At 63.8% G+C, this 19377-nt stretch carries 22 protein-coding genes; 17 read left to right on the top strand and 5 right to left on the bottom strand.

Translation table 11 applies throughout. The features are described from left to right. Window positions 1-57: 57 nt before the first annotated feature. From prfB to BLR26_RS24550, 7 genes are all read left to right on the top strand, one after another. Window positions 58-1153, top strand: a protein-coding gene (gene prfB / locus BLR26_RS27250) for a peptide chain release factor 2 (protein WP_143013309.1) whose coding sequence is annotated in 2 segments (ribosomal slippage) — window positions 58-129 and window positions 131-1153 — 1095 coding nt in all. Because the reading frame shifts where the segments join, the coding sequence is not laid out codon by codon here. A 93-nt stretch (window positions 1154-1246) separates the two neighbouring features. Beyond that, a complete protein-coding gene (lysS, locus tag BLR26_RS24575) occupies window positions 1247-2749 on the top strand; it encodes a lysine--tRNA ligase (RefSeq protein ID WP_093386740.1) in 1503 nt (500 codons plus the stop codon). Window positions 2750-2849: 100 nt separating this feature from the next. Further along, window positions 2850-3554 carry a TetR/AcrR family transcriptional regulator gene (locus BLR26_RS24570; RefSeq protein ID WP_093386736.1) on the top strand — a complete coding sequence of 235 codons (705 nt, stop codon included), beginning with the start codon at window positions 2850-2852 and terminating at the stop codon, window positions 3552-3554. A 28-nt stretch (window positions 3555-3582) separates the two neighbouring features. Next, window positions 3583-4128: a hypothetical protein gene (locus BLR26_RS24565; protein WP_045193668.1), complete on the top strand. Its 546-nt coding sequence runs from the start codon at window positions 3583-3585 to the stop codon at window positions 4126-4128. A 24-nt stretch (window positions 4129-4152) separates the two neighbouring features. Further along, window positions 4153-5430, top strand: a complete 1278-nt coding sequence (locus BLR26_RS24560) for a flavohemoglobin expression-modulating QEGLA motif protein (protein ID WP_045193667.1) — start codon at window positions 4153-4155, stop codon at window positions 5428-5430. Beyond that, window positions 5402-6325, top strand: coding sequence for an alpha/beta hydrolase (locus BLR26_RS24555; RefSeq protein WP_093386731.1), 924 nt, complete (start codon window positions 5402-5404; stop codon window positions 6323-6325). The genes BLR26_RS24560 and BLR26_RS24555 overlap by 29 nt, the downstream gene beginning before the upstream one ends. Next, window positions 6322-6651 (top strand): PA3694 family proteiin, encoded by a 330-nt coding sequence (locus BLR26_RS24550; RefSeq protein WP_093386728.1) that lies wholly within the window; start codon window positions 6322-6324, stop codon window positions 6649-6651. Before BLR26_RS24555 ends, BLR26_RS24550 begins: the two co-directional genes overlap by 4 nt. A gap of 107 nt (window positions 6652-6758) precedes the next feature. On the opposite strand, the gene BLR26_RS24545 is transcribed toward BLR26_RS24550, so the two are convergent. From BLR26_RS24545 to BLR26_RS24535, 3 genes are all read right to left on the bottom strand, one after another. Continuing rightward, a complete protein-coding gene (locus BLR26_RS24545; RefSeq protein ID WP_045193663.1) occupies window positions 6759-7547 on the bottom strand; it encodes a lipotoxin F family OmpA-related lipoprotein LptF in 789 nt (262 codons plus the stop codon). Window positions 7548-7597: 50 nt separating this feature from the next. Further along, window positions 7598-8011, bottom strand: a complete 414-nt coding sequence (locus BLR26_RS24540) for a DUF4398 domain-containing protein (RefSeq protein WP_045193662.1) — start codon at window positions 8009-8011, stop codon at window positions 7598-7600. 274 nt (window positions 8012-8285) lie between these two features. Next, complete coding sequence (locus tag BLR26_RS24535) at window positions 8286-8630, bottom strand: pilin assembly protein (protein WP_093386725.1); 345 nt, start codon at window positions 8628-8630, stop codon at window positions 8286-8288. A 157-nt stretch (window positions 8631-8787) separates the two neighbouring features. Between BLR26_RS24535 and ppc the strand changes: the two genes are divergently transcribed. From ppc to BLR26_RS24495, 8 genes are all read left to right on the top strand, one after another. Further along, window positions 8788-11415, top strand: coding sequence for a phosphoenolpyruvate carboxylase (ppc, locus tag BLR26_RS24530; protein ID WP_093386722.1), 2628 nt, complete (start codon window positions 8788-8790; stop codon window positions 11413-11415). Between the two features lie 43 nt (window positions 11416-11458). Continuing rightward, the gene (locus BLR26_RS24525; RefSeq protein ID WP_093386719.1) at window positions 11459-11662 is read left to right on the top strand and encodes a hypothetical protein; all 204 of its coding nucleotides are present in this window, start codon (window positions 11459-11461) and stop codon (window positions 11660-11662) included. A gap of 10 nt (window positions 11663-11672) precedes the next feature. Next, a complete protein-coding gene (gene adk / locus BLR26_RS24520; protein WP_045193658.1) occupies window positions 11673-12323 on the top strand; it encodes an adenylate kinase in 651 nt (216 codons plus the stop codon). A gap of 87 nt (window positions 12324-12410) precedes the next feature. Further along, window positions 12411-13085: a tRNA (adenosine(37)-N6)-threonylcarbamoyltransferase complex dimerization subunit type 1 TsaB gene (tsaB, locus tag BLR26_RS24515; protein ID WP_045193657.1), complete on the top strand. Its 675-nt coding sequence runs from the start codon at window positions 12411-12413 to the stop codon at window positions 13083-13085. Between the two features lie 129 nt (window positions 13086-13214). Next, a complete protein-coding gene (locus BLR26_RS24510; RefSeq protein WP_045193656.1) occupies window positions 13215-13511 on the top strand; it encodes a hypothetical protein in 297 nt (98 codons plus the stop codon). 3 nt (window positions 13512-13514) lie between these two features. Beyond that, a complete protein-coding gene (locus BLR26_RS24505; protein ID WP_045193655.1) occupies window positions 13515-14384 on the top strand; it encodes a DUF72 domain-containing protein in 870 nt (289 codons plus the stop codon). Window positions 14385-14417: 33 nt separating this feature from the next. Further along, window positions 14418-15248 carry an isocitrate lyase/PEP mutase family protein gene (locus BLR26_RS24500; RefSeq protein ID WP_093386716.1) on the top strand — a complete coding sequence of 277 codons (831 nt, stop codon included), beginning with the start codon at window positions 14418-14420 and terminating at the stop codon, window positions 15246-15248. Window positions 15249-15254: 6 nt separating this feature from the next. Beyond that, a complete protein-coding gene (locus tag BLR26_RS24495) occupies window positions 15255-15950 on the top strand; it encodes an extensin-like domain-containing protein (protein ID WP_093386713.1) in 696 nt (231 codons plus the stop codon). 3 nt (window positions 15951-15953) lie between these two features. Here the strand turns inward: BLR26_RS24495 and BLR26_RS24490 are convergent, their stop codons facing one another. Beyond that, window positions 15954-16574, bottom strand: a complete 621-nt coding sequence (locus BLR26_RS24490) for an energy transducer TonB (RefSeq protein ID WP_093386710.1) — start codon at window positions 16572-16574, stop codon at window positions 15954-15956. A gap of 95 nt (window positions 16575-16669) precedes the next feature. On the opposite strand from BLR26_RS24490, the gene BLR26_RS24485 reads away from it, so the two are divergent. Next, window positions 16670-17452 carry a class I SAM-dependent methyltransferase gene (locus BLR26_RS24485; RefSeq protein WP_045193652.1) on the top strand — a complete coding sequence of 261 codons (783 nt, stop codon included), beginning with the start codon at window positions 16670-16672 and terminating at the stop codon, window positions 17450-17452. Here BLR26_RS24485 and BLR26_RS24480 read toward each other — a convergent pair. After that, complete coding sequence (locus BLR26_RS24480) at window positions 17449-18081, bottom strand: TetR/AcrR family transcriptional regulator (RefSeq protein ID WP_045193651.1); 633 nt, start codon at window positions 18079-18081, stop codon at window positions 17449-17451. The two genes, BLR26_RS24485 and BLR26_RS24480, sit on opposite strands and share 4 nt — an antisense overlap. A 195-nt stretch (window positions 18082-18276) precedes the next feature. Here BLR26_RS24480 and BLR26_RS24475 point away from each other — a divergent pair, with 195 nt between their 5' ends. Beyond that, window positions 18277-19377 (top strand): efflux RND transporter periplasmic adaptor subunit, encoded by a 1101-nt coding sequence (locus BLR26_RS24475; RefSeq protein ID WP_045193650.1) that lies wholly within the window; start codon window positions 18277-18279, stop codon window positions 19375-19377.

Raw genomic sequence — 19377 nt, 5'->3', positions numbered from 1 at the left:
GTAACTCCGCTATACTCTCCGGCTTTTCTACAGAATACGCACGAGAGCTGCCCGCCCATGGAAATTCAACCGATCCTGAACACCATCAAGGACCTCACCGAGCGCTCCGAGTCCATTCGGGGGTATCTTTGACTACGATCAAAAGCATGACCGCCTGATCGAAGTCAACCGCGAGCTCGAAGACCCGAACGTCTGGAACAAGCCCGAGTACGCTCAGGCCCTGGGCCGCGAACGTGCCATGCTGGCGCAGGTCGTCGAGACCCTGGACAAGATGTCCGGTGGCCTGGCCGACTGCCAGGACCTGCTCGACATGGCCGTCGAGGAAAATGACGAAGGCGCCGCAAGCGACGTCGTGACCGAGCTGCAAGGTCTGGAAGAAAGCCTGGCACAGCTTGAGTTCCGTCGCATGTTCAGCGGCGAGATGGACATGAACAACGCCTACCTGGACATCCAGGCCGGCTCCGGTGGTACCGAAGCGCAGGACTGGGCCAACATCCTCCTGCGCATGTACCTGCGCTGGGCCGACAAGCGCGGTTTCGACGCCACCATCATCGAGCTTTCCGAGGGTGAAGTCGCCGGCATCAAGGGTGCCACCGTGCACATCAAGGGCGAGTACGCCTTCGGCTGGCTGCGTACCGAGATCGGCGTGCACCGCCTGGTGCGCAAGAGCCCGTTCGACTCCGGCGCCCGTCGCCACACCTCGTTCTCGGCGGTGTTCGTGTCGCCCGAGATCGACGACAAGGTCGAAATCGACATCAACCCGTCCGACCTGCGCGTCGACACCTACCGCTCCTCGGGCGCCGGTGGCCAGCACGTAAACACCACCGACTCGGCAGTACGTATCACCCACGTGCCGACCAACACCGTGGTGGCCTGCCAGAACGAACGCTCCCAGCACGCCAACAAGGACACCGCCATGAAAATGCTGCGGGCCAAGTTGTACGAGCTGGAAATGCAGAAGCGCAACGCCGCCTCGCAGGCATTGGAAGACAGCAAGTCGGACATCGGCTGGGGCCACCAGATCCGTTCGTACGTGCTGGATGACTCGCGTATCAAGGACCTGCGTACCGGCGTCGAGCGCAGCGACTGCCAGAAGGTGCTGGACGGCGACCTCGACCAGTACCTGGAAGCGAGCCTCAAGCAGGGGCTGTAAGCCGCACACCACCGCCGCGATGCCCGGCCGCCCGCCGGCATCGCGTGCCCTGCCCGAAAAGGGCAACGAATACCTGATGGAAAGAATGACGACATGAGCGACCTGAAGACCGAATCGCAAGACCTGCAACAGGATGAAAACAACCTGATCGCGCTGCGCAAGGAAAAACTTGCTGCCGAGCGCGCCAAGGGTAACGCCTTCCCCAACGACTTCCGCCGTGACAGCTACTGCAACGACCTGCAGAAACAGTATGTCGACAAGACCAAGGAAGAGCTGGAAGCTGCAGCGATTCCGGTCAAGGTTGCCGGGCGCATCATGCTCAACCGTGGCTCGTTCATGGTGATCCAGGACATGACCGGGCGCATCCAGGTCTACGTCAACCGCAAGACCCTGCCGGAAGAAACCCTGGCCGCGGTCAAGACCTGGGACCTGGGCGACATCATCGCCGCCGAAGGTACCCTGGCGCGCTCCGGCAAGGGCGACCTGTACGTCGAAATGACCAGCGTGCGACTGCTGACCAAGTCGCTGCGCCCGCTGCCGGACAAGCACCACGGCCTGACCGACACCGAGCAGCGCTACCGCCAGCGCTACGTCGACCTGATGGTCAACGATGAAACCCGCCACACCTTCCGCGTTCGCTCGCAGGTCATCGCCCACATCCGCAACTTCCTGATGGCCCGCGACTTCCTCGAAGTCGAGACGCCAATGCTGCAGACCATTCCTGGTGGCGCCGCAGCCAAGCCGTTCGAAACCCACCACAATGCCCTGGACATGCAGATGTTCCTGCGCATCGCCCCGGAGCTGTACCTCAAGCGCCTGGTGGTCGGTGGTTTCGAGAAGGTCTTCGAGATCAACCGCAACTTCCGTAACGAAGGCGTTTCGACCCGGCACAACCCCGAGTTCACCATGCTCGAGTTCTACCAGGCCCACGCCGACTACGAAGACAACATGGACCTCACCGAGGAGCTGTTCCGCGAACTGGCCCAGCTGGTTCTGGGCAGCACCGACGTGCCGTATGGCGACAAGGTGTTCCACTTCGGCGAGCCGTTCGTGCGCCTGTCGGTGTTCGACTCGATCCTCAAGTACAACCCCGAGATCAGCGCCGCCGACCTGCAGGACATCGACAAGGCCCGTGAGATCGCCAAGAAAGCCGGCGCCAAGGTGCTCGGCTTCGAAGGCCTGGGCAAGCTGCAGGTGATGATTTTCGAAGAGCTGGTCGAGCACAAGCTCGAGCAGCCGCACTTCATCACCCAGTACCCGTTCGAAGTCTCGCCGCTGGCCCGTCGCAACGACGACAACCCGAACGTCACCGACCGCTTCGAGCTGTTCATCGGTGGCCGTGAAATCGCCAACGCCTACTCCGAGCTCAACGATGCCGAAGACCAGGCCGAGCGTTTCATGGCCCAGGTGGCCGAGAAAGACGCCGGTGACGACGAAGCCATGCACTACGATGCCGACTTCGTCCGTGCCTTGGAATACGGCATGCCGCCAACCGCCGGTGAAGGCATCGGCATCGACCGTCTGGTGATGCTGCTGACCAACTCGCCATCGATTCGCGACGTCATCCTGTTCCCGCACATGCGCCCACAGGCCTGAGCGAACTGAACAAGCCGCCTTCCGGGGCGGCTTTTTCATGCCTGGAAGAAATTCATCGATCGGATCCAACGTTTGGGGTAGACCAGCAGTGACTCCTGCAATGACTCAACAAGGCGCCGCCTGCGTGGCTACAGCGGTGGCCGAAAGCGTGCAGTACCAGGGCCGCAAGGCCAGCCGCGAAGGCAGCGAGCAGCGCCGCCAGCAGATCCTCGACGCGGCCATGCGCATCGTCGTGCGTGACGGCGTGCGCGGCGTGCGCCACCGCGCGGTGGCAGCCGAGGCCGGCGTGCCGCTGTCGGCGACCACCTATTACTTCAAGGACATCGAAGACCTGCTCACCGACACCTTCGCCCAGTATGTCGAACGCAGCGCGGCCTACATGGCCAAGCTCTGGGAGAACACCGAGGTGGTGCTGCGCCAGTTGCTCTCCCAGGGCGATGGCAGCCCGCAGTGGCGGGCGCGCCTGGCCGATGAAGTAGCGAAGATGACCACCGACTATGTGCAGCGCCAATTGCATAACCGCCGCGACTTTCTGATGGCCGAGCAGGCCTTTCGCCAGGAGGCGCTGCTGTGCCCGCGCCTGGCCGAGCTGGTCAAGCTGCACGAGCAGATTCTGCTGCGCGGCGCCGTGCAGATGCTGCAGGTGGTAGGCTCACGTCAGCCACAACAGGATGCCCTGGTGTTGACGGCGATTATCGAGCAGATGGAATATCAGGGCCTGCTCGACGCTGAACAAGCCCAGGCTGAAGCGCCGATGCTCGCTATTCTTACCCGGTACCTGCATCTGGTCTTGGCGTCGGTGTAAGGCGCGAACCTATTTCAAGGAGAGGTTGATGAAAGCCAGAACCCTGCTGTTGGCATTGTCGTTCTTGCTGCTTGGCGGTTGTCTGGTCACCTTCAACGAGCCGATTCCGGGCAACAAACCTGCACCCAAGGCTCTGCTCGGCACCTGGACCAGCAAGGACGCCTGGGGCGAGCCGCTGACCCTGCAGATCAGCCGCAGCGGTGGCAACGCCTACAAGGCAGTGGCCATCGGCAAGAACAAGAAGCGCGACGAGTACGCCTTCACCGTGTCCCAGCACGGCAACCGCTGGTACCTCTCGGCCGGCGTGCCCAAGCGTCTGGGCGGCAACTTCCTGATTGGCGGTTTTGAAGTGCTCGATAACAAGGAACTGGTGGTCTACAACCTTGATGTCGAGCAGGTCAACCAGGCTGTGCAGAAGAAAGAACTCAGCGGCCGCAGCATCGAGGTGCCCGAAGAAAACGGCGAAGGGGTTCTAATCGACAGCCCGGCCGAGCGCGTCCTGGCTTACCTGGACGACCCGGCCAACTCCGACCTGTTCATCGAAGTGGCGCGCTTCAAGCGGGCAGGCAAGTAATCAGCGCAATTCAAGGAGTGTAGGGTGGACGAGTACCAGCAGACGATACGTGCCCTGTCTGATCGCATTGTCCTGGCGCAAACGCCCATTCGCGTGCTTGATGCGGTGAAGTGGGACGACAATATCCGCCAGGGTTTCCTCAAGGCCAAGGGCAAGGAGCTGCCAGCGGTAGACCGCGCCTACTACCAGGGCCGGCCGCTGTCGTTCGACTCGGCGGCAGTCAAGCTCGAGTTCCAGAACATCGAGCGCGACATCACCCGCCAGCTTGGCCAGTTCAACCCGGTCGGGCAGATCATGCGGCGCATGTGCAAGGAATACCGCATGGTGGTGCGCATGCTCGAAGCGCGCGGCACCGAGGATTTCGGCCTGATCTCCCAGGAACTGTACGGCGCCGCCTCCGATGCCTTCCATGCCGGTGACCCGACCCTGGCCGACCTCGGCCTGATGCTCTCGGACTACCTGAACAACATCGACGGCCGTGGCGACCTCAAGGACGAGCCGAAGAACCTCACCGCCAAGCAGGCTGTGGAGATGCTCCAGGGCCGCCTGAACAAGGTGTTCAACGAGGCCGAAGACACCATCCGCGTGTTCGAGTCCGACGGTATCGTCGCCGACGCCGCCGCTGGCGCCGACTACATCAAGATCCGCGCCGACGCCATGTTCAACAGCCGCGATGTGCGCGCGCTGGAGGTTCACGAAGGCCTGGTGCACGTCGGCACCACCCTCAACGGTCTCAACCAGCCGATCTGCACCTTCCTGGCCAAGGGCCCGCCCTCGTCGACCGTGACCCAGGAAGGCCTGGCGATCCTCATGGAAGTGATCGCCTTCGCCTCCTACCCCAGCCGTCTGCGCAAGCTGACCAACCGCACCCGCGCAATCCATATGGTCGAGGAGGGCGCCGACTTCATGCAGGTGTATGAGTTTTTCCGCGCCCAGGGTTTCGAGATGGCCGAAAGCTACGGCAACGCCAGCCGGGTGTTCCGCGGCTCGGTGCCCAATGGTTTGCCGTTTACCAAGGACTTGTCCTATCTCAAGGGCTTTATCATGGTTTACAACTATATTCAGTTGGCCGTGCGCAAGGGCAAGCTCGAACAGATCCCCTTGTTGTTCTGCGGCAAGACCACCCTTGAAGACATGCGCACCTTGCGCCAACTGGTCGATGAAGGCCTGGTGGAACCGCCCAAGTACCTGCCTGAGCAGTTTCGCGACCTCAACGCGCTGTCGGCCTGGATGTGTTTCTCCAACTTCCTCAACCACCTGAGCCTGGACCGGATTGAAGCCGATTACTCGAACATTCTCTGAAGCATGGCGCAGGCATCTGAGCCTGCTGCTGGTGCTGCTGAGTCTGGGCGGCTGCAGTTCGCTGTTGTTCTATCCCGAGCCTGGCCAGCCGTTCACCCCCGAGAAAGCCAAACTCGCGTACCGCGACGTGACCCTGACCGCCGCTGACGGCACCCGCCTGCATGGCTGGTGGCTGCCGGCCAAGGCCGGTGTCGAGGTCAAGGGCACGGTGCTGCACCTGCATGGCAATGGCGGCAACCTGGCCTGGCATCTGGGCGGCAGCTGGTGGTTGCCGGAGCAGGGTTATCAGGTGCTGTTGCTCGACTACCGCGGCTACGGCCTGTCGGAGGGCAAGCCCGGGCTGCCGGAGGTCTACCAGGACATCGCCGCGGCGCTGGCCTGGCTGGACCGGGCCCCCGAGGTGCAGGGCAAACCGCAGATCCTGCTGGGCCAGAGCCTGGGCGGCTCAATGGCTATCCATTACCTGGCCGAGCATCCGCGCCAGGCCGAGCGCTTCAAGGCCATGGTCTTCGATGGCGTACCGGCCAGCTACCGTCAGGTCGGGCGCTTTGCCCTGAGCAATTCGTGGTTGACCTGGCCGCTGCAGGTGCCTTTGTCGTGGCTGGTGCCCGATGGCGACAGTGCGATCCATTCGATCGCGCAGATCAAGACCCCGCCCAAGCTGTTCTTCCACAGCATCGACGACCCCATCGTGCCGCTGGTCAACGGCCTGCAGTTGTATCAGGCTGCGCCGCCCCCGAGGGTGTTGCAGCTGACCCGTGGCGGGCATGTGCAGACCTTTGCCGACAAGACCTGGCGCCAGGTCATGTTGCGCTTTCTGGACGACCCGAAGCATTTCAACGGGCTGCGGCGCCTGGCCGAAGTCCCCAACTACCCTGACGAGAAGTCGCAATGAGTGAAGAACGCAACGCCATCCCGCTGATCATTACCGGAGTCTGCAGCATCATCGGTACCGTCGCGGCCCTGTGGTACTACGGTTACCTGCATTTCGCCAAGCCCGAGGATGCCTTGCTGCTGTCCGACTTCACCATGCTCAAGACCATCCCTGGCGAGGACTACAAGATCTCCCTGCAGCCGGCCAGCCAGGTGGCGCAGTGCGTCGATGGCGTGCTGGTGTTGTTCGATACCGCGCAAAAAGGCCTGACGGGTGTGCTGGTCAACAACAAGAAGCAGGCGGTGCGTTGCCTGGGTCAGGAAACCCCGCAAGAAGTGAAAGAGTAATTGCGGGAGCGGCGGTGCGGCGATCCGACTTGACCCGCGATGAAGGCCCGCAAGCCAAACAAAAATCCCGCCAGACTCGGCGGGATTTTTTTACTGCACAGCTAGCTTCAGTTCAGCTGGCTGACCGAACGCGGCGCCACCGGCTGGTTGTCGTTGGAAATGGTCACTTCCACCCGACGGTTCTGCGCGCGACCCGAGTTGCTGGTGTTGTCGGCCACCGGATACTCCTTGCCGTAGCCCTGGGCGACGATGCGCGCCGGATCTACACCGGCACGTACCAGCGCCATGCGCACGGCCGCGGCGCGGCGCTCGGACAGCGACTGGTTGTAGTTGGCGCTGCCCTTGCTGTCGGTGTAGCCCTCGACGATCACCTTGCGGTCAGGGTTCTCCTGGAGGAACTGCGCCAGCTTGGTGATGTTCGGGTAGGCGCTGCTCTTGAGCGTGGCCTTGTCGAAGTCGAACAGCACGTCGCCGAAGGTCACCAGGGTGCCGCGGTCGGTCTGCTTGGCGTTGAGGCTGTCCTGCAGCTTCTTGATCTGCGCATCGCGGGCATCCAGGCGCGCCTGGGCACGCTGGGCGGCAGCGTTTTTCAGGTTGCCTTCGGCAGTGCGCAGGGCAATGGTCTGCTTGGCCACTTCAACCCGCTGGTTGGTCAGGTAGGCAAGCTGGTCGACTTTTTTCGAGTCTTCCTTGTCCATGTAGGCTTTGTCGGCCTTGTTCAGCCAGTCCTGGGCGTCCTTGGTTTCAAGGGCCGCGACCTTGGCGGCCTGCGGGTTGCTCTGCAGGGCCGAGAAGTTGGTCCGGGCCGATTCCAGGTTGGCGTTCGGCTGCGTCGAGCAGGCGGCCAGGCCAACGCTCAGGGCCAGAAGGGCGGGGATCATCACGTGTTTACGCATAATGGTTCATCCTTTGATCGATTACGAATGCACGGGTCGGTGGGCGGGCGTCATTCGACGCTGCGCATGCCTTCCTCACGCAGGTCCTGAACGCCCTGGCGGGCATCCTGTACGGCTTTCTCGGCCTTGGCGGCCTGGGCCTTGCGCTCGGCGACGCGGGCGTCCCACTCGGCCTGCTCGGCCAGGCGCTTGGCGTCGTCGTACTTCTTGTCGTGCATGGCGATTTCCGCCTGTTTGAGCTTGTCCTGCGCAGCCTTCATCTCGACGGCGGCAAACTCGGTACCGCCGGCGCTGACAGCGGAATTGACCGCCGATTGCGTGACAGCGTACTGCTCGGTAGGTGGGTTGCCGGCACAGCCGGCCAGGACCAGGCTGCTGCCCAGTGCCAGCGCGGCCAGCTTGAGCCCGCGCAGGTGAGTGGACGGGGTGTTTGCGGTGCGGGTCTTCATGGTGGTCAACTCCATTGGATCACTCCTGATGAACAACGAATTCCGTAACAGTCCATCGGCGCGACCCGTCAGCTACGGGACTGCTCTGACCCGGTTCTGAAAGGGTTTTGCCGTGATGGCTATTGGCTGTGACCGAAGCGTTTTTTGAATAGTTCAGAAAAAAGTGCCGCTTGTTCGCGGTTTTTTCTGACTGATCGGTCAGTGGGTTTTTCGTTGAACTTTCAGGCGTGCCGGCGGTACGCGAGCGCCTGCGCGGGCGCTCGCAGCGCGGATCAGGAGGCGGGGTGGATCAAGGCTTGCCGGCCTCTTTGGGGTTGCTCATCTCGTGCAGGTAGCGGCGTGAAAGGGCAAGAAACCGCGGGGTCGGACCGATGTCCTGGTACAGCGGGTCACCCTCTTCGTCGGTGGCAATCACCTGCGCGCCCTGAACATACGGAAAGCTCGCTTCCAGCTCTTCAAGCGCAGCCCCGAGCAGTTCGCCGAGCAGTTCTTCGGGTTGGCGCTTGGGGTACATCTCGGCCAGGGCCGCCAGGCGCGCCGCCGCTTCCATGTCCAGGTGCAGGACATGGCCGGTGGGGCTCAGCGAGCCTTTGGCGTGCTGTTCCCAATGCTGGGCAAGATCACGGATTTTCATGATGGTCTCCTGTATGCCTGTGTTGAGCGTAGTTCACCCAGTAGCTCAACCCTGTAGCTCAGCCATGTAGCCCAGCCGTGGCCCTGCCTTGAAGCCCGGGCGCTACTGGGGCACTCTGGACCCAGAGCGGTTTTCCCGAATGCCGGAGACATGGCTGATGACTGATATCGATGTGCGCTTGCGTGAAGATGTTCATTTGTTGGGCGAGTTGTTGGGCGATACCGTGCGCGAGCAGCACGGCGAAGCGTTTTTGCAGACCATCGAGGACATACGCCGCAGTGCCAAGGCCGACCGCAGCGGTAGCGCCGAGCAACTGAGCTCGACCCTCAATGACCTCGCCGAAGACCAGCTGTTGCCGGTGGCGCGGGCCTTCAACCAGTTTCTCAACCTGGCCAACATCGCCGAGCAGTATCAGCTGATCCGCCGCCGCGACGCCGGCCAGGCCGAACCTTTCGAAGCGCGGGTGCTGCCCGAACTGCTGGCGCGGCTCAAGGCCGCCGGCCACAGCGACGATGCCCTGGCCCGGCAACTGGGCAAGCTCAGCATCGAGCTGGTGCTTACCGCCCACCCGACCGAGGTGGCGCGGCGCACCTTGATCCAGAAGTACGACGCGATTGCCGCGCAACTGGCTGCCCAGGATCACCGCGACCTGACCCCCGCCGAACGCGAGCAGATCCGCGAACGCCTGCAACGGCTGATCGCCGAAGCCTGGCACACCGAAGAAATCCGCCGCACCCGGCCAACCCCGGTAGACGAAGCCAAATGGGGCTTTGCGGTGATCGAGCATTCGCTATGGCAAGCGGTGCCACACCACTTGCGCAAGGTCGACAAGGCCCTGCACCAGGCCACCGGCCTGCGCCTGCCGCTGGAGGCGGCGCCGATCCGCTTTGCCTCGTGGATGGGCGGCGACCGTGACGGCAACCCCAATGTCACTGCGCCGGTGACCCGTGAAGTGCTGTTGCTGGCGCGCTGGATGGCCGCTGACCTGTTTTTACGCGATATCGATGCCCTGGCCGCAGAGCTGTCGATGCAGCAGGCCAGCGAAGCGCTGAGGGCCAAGGTGGGCGAGTCGGCCGAGCCTTATCGCGCCGTGCTCAAGCAATTGCGTGAGCGCCTGCGGGTCACCCGCGCCTGGGCCCATGCCGCGCTGACCACGGCGCAAGCGCCGGCCGCTGAAGTGCTGCAGGACAACCGTGAACTGTTCGAGCCGCTGCAGCTGTGCTTCGAATCACTGCATGCTTGCGGCATGGGCGTGATTGCCGATGGCCCACTGCTCGACTGCCTGCGTCGGGCGGTGACCTTCGGCCTGTTTCTGGTGCGTCTGGACGTGCGCCAGGACGCCGCCCGGCACACCTCGGCGCTGAGTGAAATCACCGAATACCTGGGCCTTGGCCGCTACGCCGAGTGGGATGAAGACGCGCGTGTGGCCTTCCTGCAGCAGGAACTCAACAGCCGGCGGCCACTGCTGCCCAGCTACTTCAGGCCCCAGGCCGACACCGCCGAAGTGCTCGCCACCTGCCGCGAGATTGCCGCTGCACCGGCAGCTTCGCTGGGCTCCTATGTGATCTCCATGGCCGGCGCCGCTTCCGATGTGCTGGCGGTGCAGTTGCTGCTTAAAGAGGCCGGCGTGCTGCGGCCGATGCGCGTGGTGCCGTTGTTTGAAACCCTCGCTGACCTGGACAACGCCGGGCCGGTGATGGAGCGCCTGCTGGGCTTGCCGGGGTATCGCGCCGGCCTGCACGGCCCGCAGGAGGTGATGATCGGCTATTCCGATTCGGCCAAGGATGCCGGCACCACGGCCGCGGCCTGGGCCCAGTACCGCGCCCAGGAAACCCTGGTGCGCATCTGCCGCGAGCAGCAGGTCGAACTGCTGTTGTTCCACGGCCGTGGCGGTACCGTCGGGCGTGGCGGCGGCCCGGCCCACGCGGCGATCCTGTCGCAGCCGCCGGGTTCGGTGGCCGGGCGCTTCCGCACTACCGAGCAGGGCGAGATGATCCGCTTCAAATTCGGCTTGCCGGACATCGCCGAGCAGAACCTGAACCTCTACCTGGCGGCGGTGCTCGAAGCGACCCTGCTGCCACCGCCGCCGCCACAACCGGCCTGGCGCGCGCTGATGGACCAGTTAGCTGCCGACGGCGTCAAGGCCTATCGCGGCGTGGTGCGCGACAACCCCGAGTTCGTCGAGTACTTCCGCCAGTCCACCCCCGAACAGGAACTCGGCCGCCTGCCGCTGGGCAGCCGCCCGGCCAAGCGCCGCGCCGGTGGCATCGAAAGCCTGCGGGCGATCCCGTGGATTTTCGGCTGGACCCAGACCCGCCTGATGCTGCCGGCCTGGCTCGGCTGGGAAGCGGCATTGAACAACGCCCTGGCTCGCGGCCAGGGGCCGTTGCTGGCCGAGATGCGCGAGCAGTGGCCGTTTTTCCGCACACGTATCGACATGCTGGAGATGGTTCTGGCCAAGGCCGATGCCGATATCGCCCGCTCCTACGACGAACGTCTGGTGCAACCAGAACTGCGACCTTTGGGTGCACATTTGCGCGACCTATTGTCGCAGGCGTGCGAGGTGGTGTTGGGGCTGACCGGGCAGCCGGTGCTACTGGCGCACAGCCCCGAAACCCTGGAATTCATCCGCTTGCGCAACACCTATCTGGACCCGCTGCATCTATTGCAGGCTGAGCTGCTGGCGCGCTCGCGTGGGCGTGAAGCCGCTCTGGACAGCCCGTTGGAGCAGGCCTTGCTGGTCACCGTGGCCGGCATCGCGGCAGGTTTGCGCAATACCGGCTGAGTTGGCAAAACGCTTTGCCGAGGGTTTGCCCAGGAAGGGCAGAATGCTTGTAAAGCAACAGGTTGCGCTCGGCGCAACCTGTGCTGCAAGTGGCCACAGTGCGTGGGTTTTTCCGACTTTCGAGCGCTTGTGTGGCTTGCGGGCGCTGTGTATCTTGAGCAGCCTTTTGATCGAAATTACGATCATCACCCAAATTCCGGGATTGGCCCTGCGTGGCAAACCCACTGATTTGCTTACAAAAAAATGAGGAGCACAAGATGCGCGTAATTCTGCTGGGAGCTCCCGGGGCCGGTAAAGGTACTCAGGCAAAGTTCATCACCGAAAAGTTCGGCATTCCACAGATTTCCACTGGCGACATGCTGCGCGCCGCGGTCAAGGCCGGCACCCCGCTGGGCCTGGAAGCCAAGGCGATCATGGACGCTGGCAAGCTGGTCTCCGACGAGCTGATCATCAACCTGGTCAAGGACCGTATTGCCCAGCCTGACTGCGCCAACGGCTTCCTGTTCGACGGCTTCCCGCGCACCATTCCTCAGGCTGAAGCCCTGGTGACTGCTGGCGTCGAGCTGGATGCCGTGGTCGAAATCGCTGTCGAAGACGAAGAAATCGTTCAGCGTATCGCTGGCCGCCGTGTGCACGAAGGTTCGGGCCGCGTTTACCACGTTGTCTACAACCCGCCAAAGGTTGAAGGCAAGGACGACGAAACCGGCGAAGCGCTGGTGCAGCGCAAAGACGACACCGAAGAAACCGTGCGTCATCGCCTGTCGGTCTACCACGACCAGACCAAGCCGCTGGTAGACTTCTACCAGAAGCTGTCGGCTGCCAACGCTGGCAAGCCGAAGTACGCGCATATCGAAGGCGTGGGCTCGGTTGACGCGATCACCGCCAAGGTCCTGGCCGCACTGAGCTGATCGACGCTCGGTAGTGCAGACAACGGCCCGCTTGCGGGCCGTTGTTGTTTATAATGCTGCTCTTTTTTCTTGCCCCTGGAACCCCCGATGACCACCTTGCTGGCCCTCGACACCGCCACCGAAGCCTGCTCCGTTGCCTTGCTGCATGATGGCAAGGTTTCCAGCCACTATGAGGTGATCCCGCGCCTGCACGCGCAGAAGCTGCTGCCGATGATCCAGCAACTGCTGGCCGATGCCGGCGTCACCCTGCAACAGCTCGATGCCATCGCCTTCGGTCGTGGCCCGGGCGCCTTCACTGGCGTGCGCATTGCCATTGGCGTGGTCCAGGGCCTGGCCTTCGCCCTGGAGCGGCCGGTACTGCCGGTGTCCAACCTGGCCGTGCTGGCCCAGCGCGCGATGCGTGAGCAGGGCGTGCAGCAAGTGGCGGCGGCAATCGATGCGCGCATGGACGAGGTCTACTGGGGCTGCTATCGCAACGTTGACGGCGAAATGCGCCTGCAGGGCAAGGAGGCGGTGCTGCCACCGGAGCAGGTGGCCTTGCCCGAGGGTGCCAGCGGCGACTGGTTTGGCGCGGGCACTGGCTGGGGCTATGCCGAGCGCCTGGCGGTCAAGGCCTGCGGCCAGGACGCCAGCCTGCTGCCCCATGCCCAGGACCTGCTGAGCCTGGCGACCTTCGCCTGGCAGCGCGGCGAGGCGATTGCCGCCGACCTCGCGCAACCTGTGTACCTGCGCGACAAGGTGGCCACGCCGAAAGCGCGCTGAGTGCAGTTCGTCGGTTATTCCCAGGCAAAATAAAACCTTTTGCCCGATCTGTGGTCCAGTTATCAATCGGGCATTAGCGAAGGATCAGCGATGCTGCTAAATTGCCATCACTGCTCCTGAGTAATCGCCATGCGCATAGACGGTTTTTCTTCTCAGTCCTACCCCATCAAGCGAGCCCCGCGCAAAGCGCCGGTACGTACCGATGACGTGGACGACGAAGATCTGCCGGGCGAGTTCGAAGTACAGGCGCAAGCCAGCGCCAGCCACGGCCAGGCGCGCACTGGCGGCCTGCCTGCGCGGCCTCAGGACATGATCTTCCCGCGGGCGCGCAACAAGCGCACCGCCCATGCCCTGGCCAGCTACCTGACCACTGCCGGTTTCGTTGACTGGGAGATGGAAGTACTGGGGCTGGACCTGTACATTTGATGGATGAGTCTGTCCACGCTGCCCTATTTTGTCGGTTGTCCGTCCTGGAGTGAAAACGCCTGGCGCGAGTACCTGTACCCGGCCGAGGCTAAAACCAGCGACTTCCTCGGCCTGTATAGCCAGGTCTTCAATGCCGTAGAAGGCAACACCACCTTTTATGCCCGCCCGGCACCGGCGACCATCGAACGCTGGGCGCAGCTGATGCCGGCGCACTTTCGCTTCACCGCCAAGTTCCCCGGCGACATCAGCCACAGCGGTGACCTGCACGCTCAACTGGCCGCCGCCCAGTCCTTCATCGAGTTGCTCAAGCCCCTTGGCGCACGGGTTGCGCCGTACTGGCTGCAGTTGCCGGCAACCTTCGGCCCGGCGCGCCTGAGCGAGCTAGTGAGCTTTATCGACGAAGCTGGCGTACCCATCGCCGTGGAGGTGCGCAATGCGGCATTCTTCAGCAAGGGCGAGGAAGAGCGCCTGCTCAACCGCCTGCTGCTTGAGCGTGGTGTGGAGCGCATCTGTCTCGACCCTCGCGCGTTGTTCAGTTGTACTTCACAGACGCCCGAGGTGCTCCACGCCCAGTCGAAAAAGCCGCGCGTGCCGCCTCGCCCGACCGCCTTTACCCAGCACCCGCAGATCCGCTTCATCGGCCACCCGGAGCTGGCCGCCAACGAGCCGTTTCTGCTGCCGTGGCTGGACAAGGTCGCGGCCTGGATCGAGGAGGGGCGCAGCCCCTATGTTTTCCTGCATACTGCCGACAACCGCCTGGCCGCCGCCCTGGCCCGGCGTTTTCATCAAGGCCTGATGGAGCGCCTGCCGGGGCTTGCGGCCTTGCCTGAACTGGACCGCACGCCAGAAGCCGAACAACTCGGCCTGCTCTGAGCGCGTCCTGCCGCCTGCCCGGGAGCCGAGATCATGGATGTGCAAACCCTGCGTGCCGAAGCCTTCAAAGCCCTGCATGAGCGCGATGGCGCCTTTGTCATTCCCAACCCCTGGGATGCCGGCTCGGCCAAGCTGCTGGCCAGCCTCGGCTTCGAGGCGTTGGCCACCACCAGCGCCGGCCTGGCGTTCTCCCTGGGGCGGCCAGATGCCGAAGGGGCGATGAGCCTGGATGAAACCCTGGTCAATGCCCGCGCCATTGTCGATGCCACGGCGTTGCCGGTGGCCGCCGACCTTGAGAACGGTTTCAGCGACGACCCCAAGGGTTGCGCCGAGGCGATCCTGCAGGGCGCCGCCATTGGCCTGGTGGGCGGCTCGATCGAGGATGCCAGCGGCAATGGCGAAGAGCCAATCTACAGCTTCTATCACGCCGTGGAGCGGGTCGAGGCGGCCGTCACCGCCGCGCGCAGCCTGGACTTTCCGTTCATGCTCTGTGCCCGCGCGGAAAACCTGCTGCACGGGCGCATGGACCTGGACGACACCATTGCCCGCCTGCAGGCCTTCGCCGAAGCCGGCGCCGATGTGCTGTATGCGCCGGGCTTGCGTACGGCCGAGGAGATCCGCCGGGTGGTCCAGGCGGTGGCGCCGAAGCCGGTCAATGTGCTGATGGGCCTGAGCGGTGTGCGCTTGAGTTTTGCCGACGTTCAAGCGCTGGGGGTCAAGCGTATTAGCGTCGGCTCATCGCTGGCGCGGGCCGCCTATGGGGCGTTTTTCAACGCTGCGCAGCAGATTCATGATCAAGGCTGTTTTGACTACGCCGACCAGGCGCTGTCGTTCGACCAGCTCAATGCATTGTTCAGGCGCTGATCGACCATGCGCAAAGGATTGCTCGCGGTACTGTGTCTGATTCTGCTCGTTGCACTGGGCGCTGCCTGGCGCCTGGGCTGGCATCTGCCGGATGCCTGGAACCCCTGGGCGGTGCTGGATGTGCGCCAGCCGCCGAACCTGCTTACGCCGTATAAATTGGGCCGCCTTGAGGATGATCCGCAGCTGTGCGAGCAGGCCCTGGCCACCTCCAGCCTGCGCTACCGCAAGCAGGCCGACAGCCCCGCCAATGCGCCGTGCCCCCTGGAAAACGTGGTGCGCGTCGAAGGCTCGTCGGTGCGCCTGAGCAGCAGCTTTCTCGCCAGTTGCCCCTTGGCGGTGGCTTATGCGCTGTTCGAGCGCCACGCTCTGCAACCGGCGGCACAGCGCGCCTTTGCCCAGCCGGTGGTGCAGGTCGATCACCTGGGCAGCTTTGCCTGTCGCAACATGTACAACCGCAAGAATGGCCGCCTGAGCCAGCACGCCACGGCCAATGCCCTGGATATCGCCGGCTTTCGCCTGGCGGACGGGCAGCGTATCCAGTTGCTCAAGGACTGGCCGGGGGAGGGCGTCAAAGCGAAGTTTTTAAGGGATGTGCACGCCAGTGCCTGCGACAGTTTCAACACGGTGCTGGGGCCTGAGTACAACGCCGCACACCGCAATCACTTTCACCTGGACATGGGCTTCTGGCAGATCTGCCGCTAAGGCTCAGGCGGCGATGCGCACGTTGTTCAGCACCACCGGGCGAGCCCAGCGGTTGTCGAAGTCCAGCTGCGATTGCTGCACGGCCATGGTGGCGTCGTCGAAGGGCTCCGGCGCCTTGTCCAGCAGGTCCATCTCGAACTCGGCGATCGGCAGGTACAACGGTTTGGCCTGTGGTGCCGGGCCGGGTGCGGGCAGCGGGTGGCCCTGGCTCATGACTACCGGGCGTACCCAGGTGTTGCTGATATCCAGCTGGCGCTGTTGCTCGATGAGTTCGGCGGCGCTGAACGGCGGCGCGAGTTTTTCCAGCAGCTCCGGCTCAAGCTCGGCGATCGGCAGGAACAGCGGCTCTGGCGGGGCCAGTTCGGTGTCGTGCACATCGCACAGGCGCTGGTTGTGGATCTGCGCCAGCACCTGGCTGCCGCCCAGCGGCTCGCCGGTGACTTTGTCGAACTGCTCGGTGGCCACGGCCTTGGCCGCGTCCTCTTGGCCTTGCTGCTCAGCCAGGGCGCGGGCAAAAAAATCCTGCCACAGGTGGCTGACGCCGCCCAGTGCCTGGGTATTGTGCCGGCCATAGTCGCCGACGGGCGAGATATAACCTGAGTTGAGCTGAAGAATGTCGGTCATGGCAGTCGCAGAGGGTGCTGGTCTGGCAAAATAGCGAATACTTCGTATATCGGCCGCGGCCGACGATCATTTAATTTTTTTGAGTACAGGATTTGATGGTGGAGCAACTGGCTGACGGCGGCATCCGGGTCGAGGCATTGACGGCCGATTATCAGGCCCAGGCTGGCGAGTGGGCGCGGCGTCTGGGATTGCCGCTGAGCGATGACAATGCAGGCTTTGCCGTGCAGATCGGCGCCGATGGCCTGCAGATCCAGCAGCTCGGTGCGCAGGCGCCGGGGCCGGTGCGGGTGGATTTTGTCGAAGGCGCGGCGGCGCACCGGCGGGTGTTCGGCGGCGGCAGCGGGCAGATGATCGCCAAGGCCGTGGGCGTCGCCCAGGGCGTGCGCCCGCAGGTGCTCGATGCCACGGCGGGGCTGGGCAAGGACGCTTTCGTGCTGGCGAGCCTCGGTTGCCAGATGACCCTGATCGAGCGCCAGCCGCTGGTCGCGGCCTTGCTCGAAGACGGCCTGGCCCGCGCCCGCAGCGATGCCGAGGTGGGCCCGATCGTTGCGCGCATGCAACTGCTCACCGGCAATGCCATCGAGCGTATGCGCACCTGGCAGGGTGAGCCGCCGCAGGTGATCTACCTCGACCCGATGTTCCCTCATCGCGACAAGAGCGCCCTGGTAAAAAAGGAAATGCGCGTGTTCCGCCCGCTGGTTGGTGACGACCTCGACGCCCCGGCGCTGCTCGAAGCCGCCCTGGCCCTGGCCAGCCACCGGGTGGTGGTCAAGCGCCCGCGCAAGGCGCCGATCATCGACGGGCCCAAGCCCAGCCACTGCCTGGAAGGCAAATCCAGCCGCTACGACATCTATCCAAAAAAAGCCCTCAAGGCTTAAGGTCGGTAAGCGCGCATGAACAGCGCCACCACTTCTTGCACATGGGCCTCGGAGGCCTCGGCATCCAGCGCCGGGGCATAGCCGAGCAACAGGCGGAAGTTGGCCGCGCCCTTGAGCAGGCAGAAGAAGTGCTCGGCGGCGTTGGCCGGCAATTCAATGCGCAGCAGCCCGCGGGCATCCACCTGGCGCAGCAGCGCCTCCATCTCGTGCAGCACCCGCAACGGGCCGGCCTCGAAGAAGATCTGGCTGAGTTTCGGGTCCTGATTGCCCAGGGCCATGATCAGCCGGTGCAGCTTGACCGACAGGTCGCTGCTGATCAGCGCCTGAAAGCCGCGGCCGATCTTCAGCAGCACCTGTTCCAGCGGAACCCCTTCAGGAAGCTCGAAAATCAGCTCGGGCAACTGCGCCGTGCAGGTGGCGACCACTGCCGAAGAGAACAGCGTCTCCTTGTCGGTAAAGTGGCTGTAGACCGTGAGTTTTGACACACCTGCCGCTGTCGCGACCGCATCCATGCTGGTGTTGGCATAGCCAAGGGTTAGAAACAGCGCCTTGGCTGCCTCGAGAATGGCCTGGCGTTTTGCCAGGTCCTTGGGCCGGCCGGGGCCGGTAGCAGCGGTGACTTTGGGCATGAGTGAAAAGTTACATATTCCAGTAAGTGCACATGGTACATCGCGACCGGCATTTCGGCGGGCAAAAATCGACGCGCTGCTCCCGGCGTAAATATGGGATTTCTCGCGCAGGCCTGCTTCCCCGCTCCGGTTCCCTGATTTAATATACCCGCCAGTATAAATATTCAAAGCGCCATTCGCGAAAGGTCATCCATCATGTTGCGCCATGCCTTGCCCCTCGCTTTGCCCGTTGGTCTCGTGCTGTTGCTTGCTGCCTGCGGGCAGGAAAGCGCACCGCAGACTTCCCTTCGTCCGGCCATGGTGGTGCAGCCGCAGCCGGCCAGCGCCGCCGCCGACAGCTACCCCGGCGAGGTGCGTGCGCGCTTCGAGCCGGAGCTGGCGTTCCGCATCGGTGGCAAGGTCAGCAAGCGCCTGGTCGAGGAGGGGCAGCGGGTCAAGGCCGAACAGCCACTGGCCGAACTCGACCCCCAGGATGTGCGCCTGCAACTGGAAGCCAGCCGTGCCCAATTGGCCGCTGCCGAAGCCAACCTGAACCTGGTCAAGGCCGAGCGCGACCGCTACAAGACCCTGCTCGACCGGCAGATGGTCAGCCATTCGCAATACGACAACGCCGAAAACCTCTACCGTGCTGGCCTGGCCCGGCTCAAGCAAGTGCGCGCCGAGTTCGACGTCGCCGGCAACCAGGCAGAATATGCCGTACTGCGCGCGTCCCAGGACGGCGTGATCGCCAAGCGCCAGGTTGAGGTGGGCCAGGTGGTGGCTGCGGGGCAGACGGTGTTCACCCTGGCCGCCGATGGCGAGCGCGAAGTGCTGATCGGCCTGCCTGAGCAGAATTTTGGCCGCTTCAAGGTCGGCCAGACGGTGGCGGTGGAGCTCTGGTCGCAACCGGATCAACGCTTCAATGGCCGGATTCGCGAACTGTCGCCTTCGGCCGACCCGCGCTCGCGAACCTTCGCTGCGCGCATCGCCTTTACCGCCGGCAAGGTGCCGGCCGAGCTTGGGCAAAGCGCCCGGGTGTACATCCAGCACGCCGAGAACATTCCCCTGGCGGTGCCGCTCTCGGCGCTGACCGCAGAAAACGGCCAGACCTACGTCTGGCGTGTCGATGCCAACAACACCCTCAAGCGCGTACCGGTGCGGGTGGGTGCCTACGGTGAAAACAGCGTGCCAGTGCTCGAAGGCCTGAATGCCTCGGACTGGGTGGTGGCGGCCGGCGTGCATGTGCTCCAGGAAGGGCAGCAGGTTCGTCCGGTGGACCGGTCCAATCGTGTGGTGAATCTGGCGGCCAAGGAGTAA

The sequence above is a fragment of the Pseudomonas sp. UC 17F4 genome (assembly GCF_900101695.1).
GTDB lineage: Bacteria > Pseudomonadota > Gammaproteobacteria > Pseudomonadales > Pseudomonadaceae > Aquipseudomonas.
This window is presented reverse-complemented; position numbering and strand designations above follow the sequence as displayed.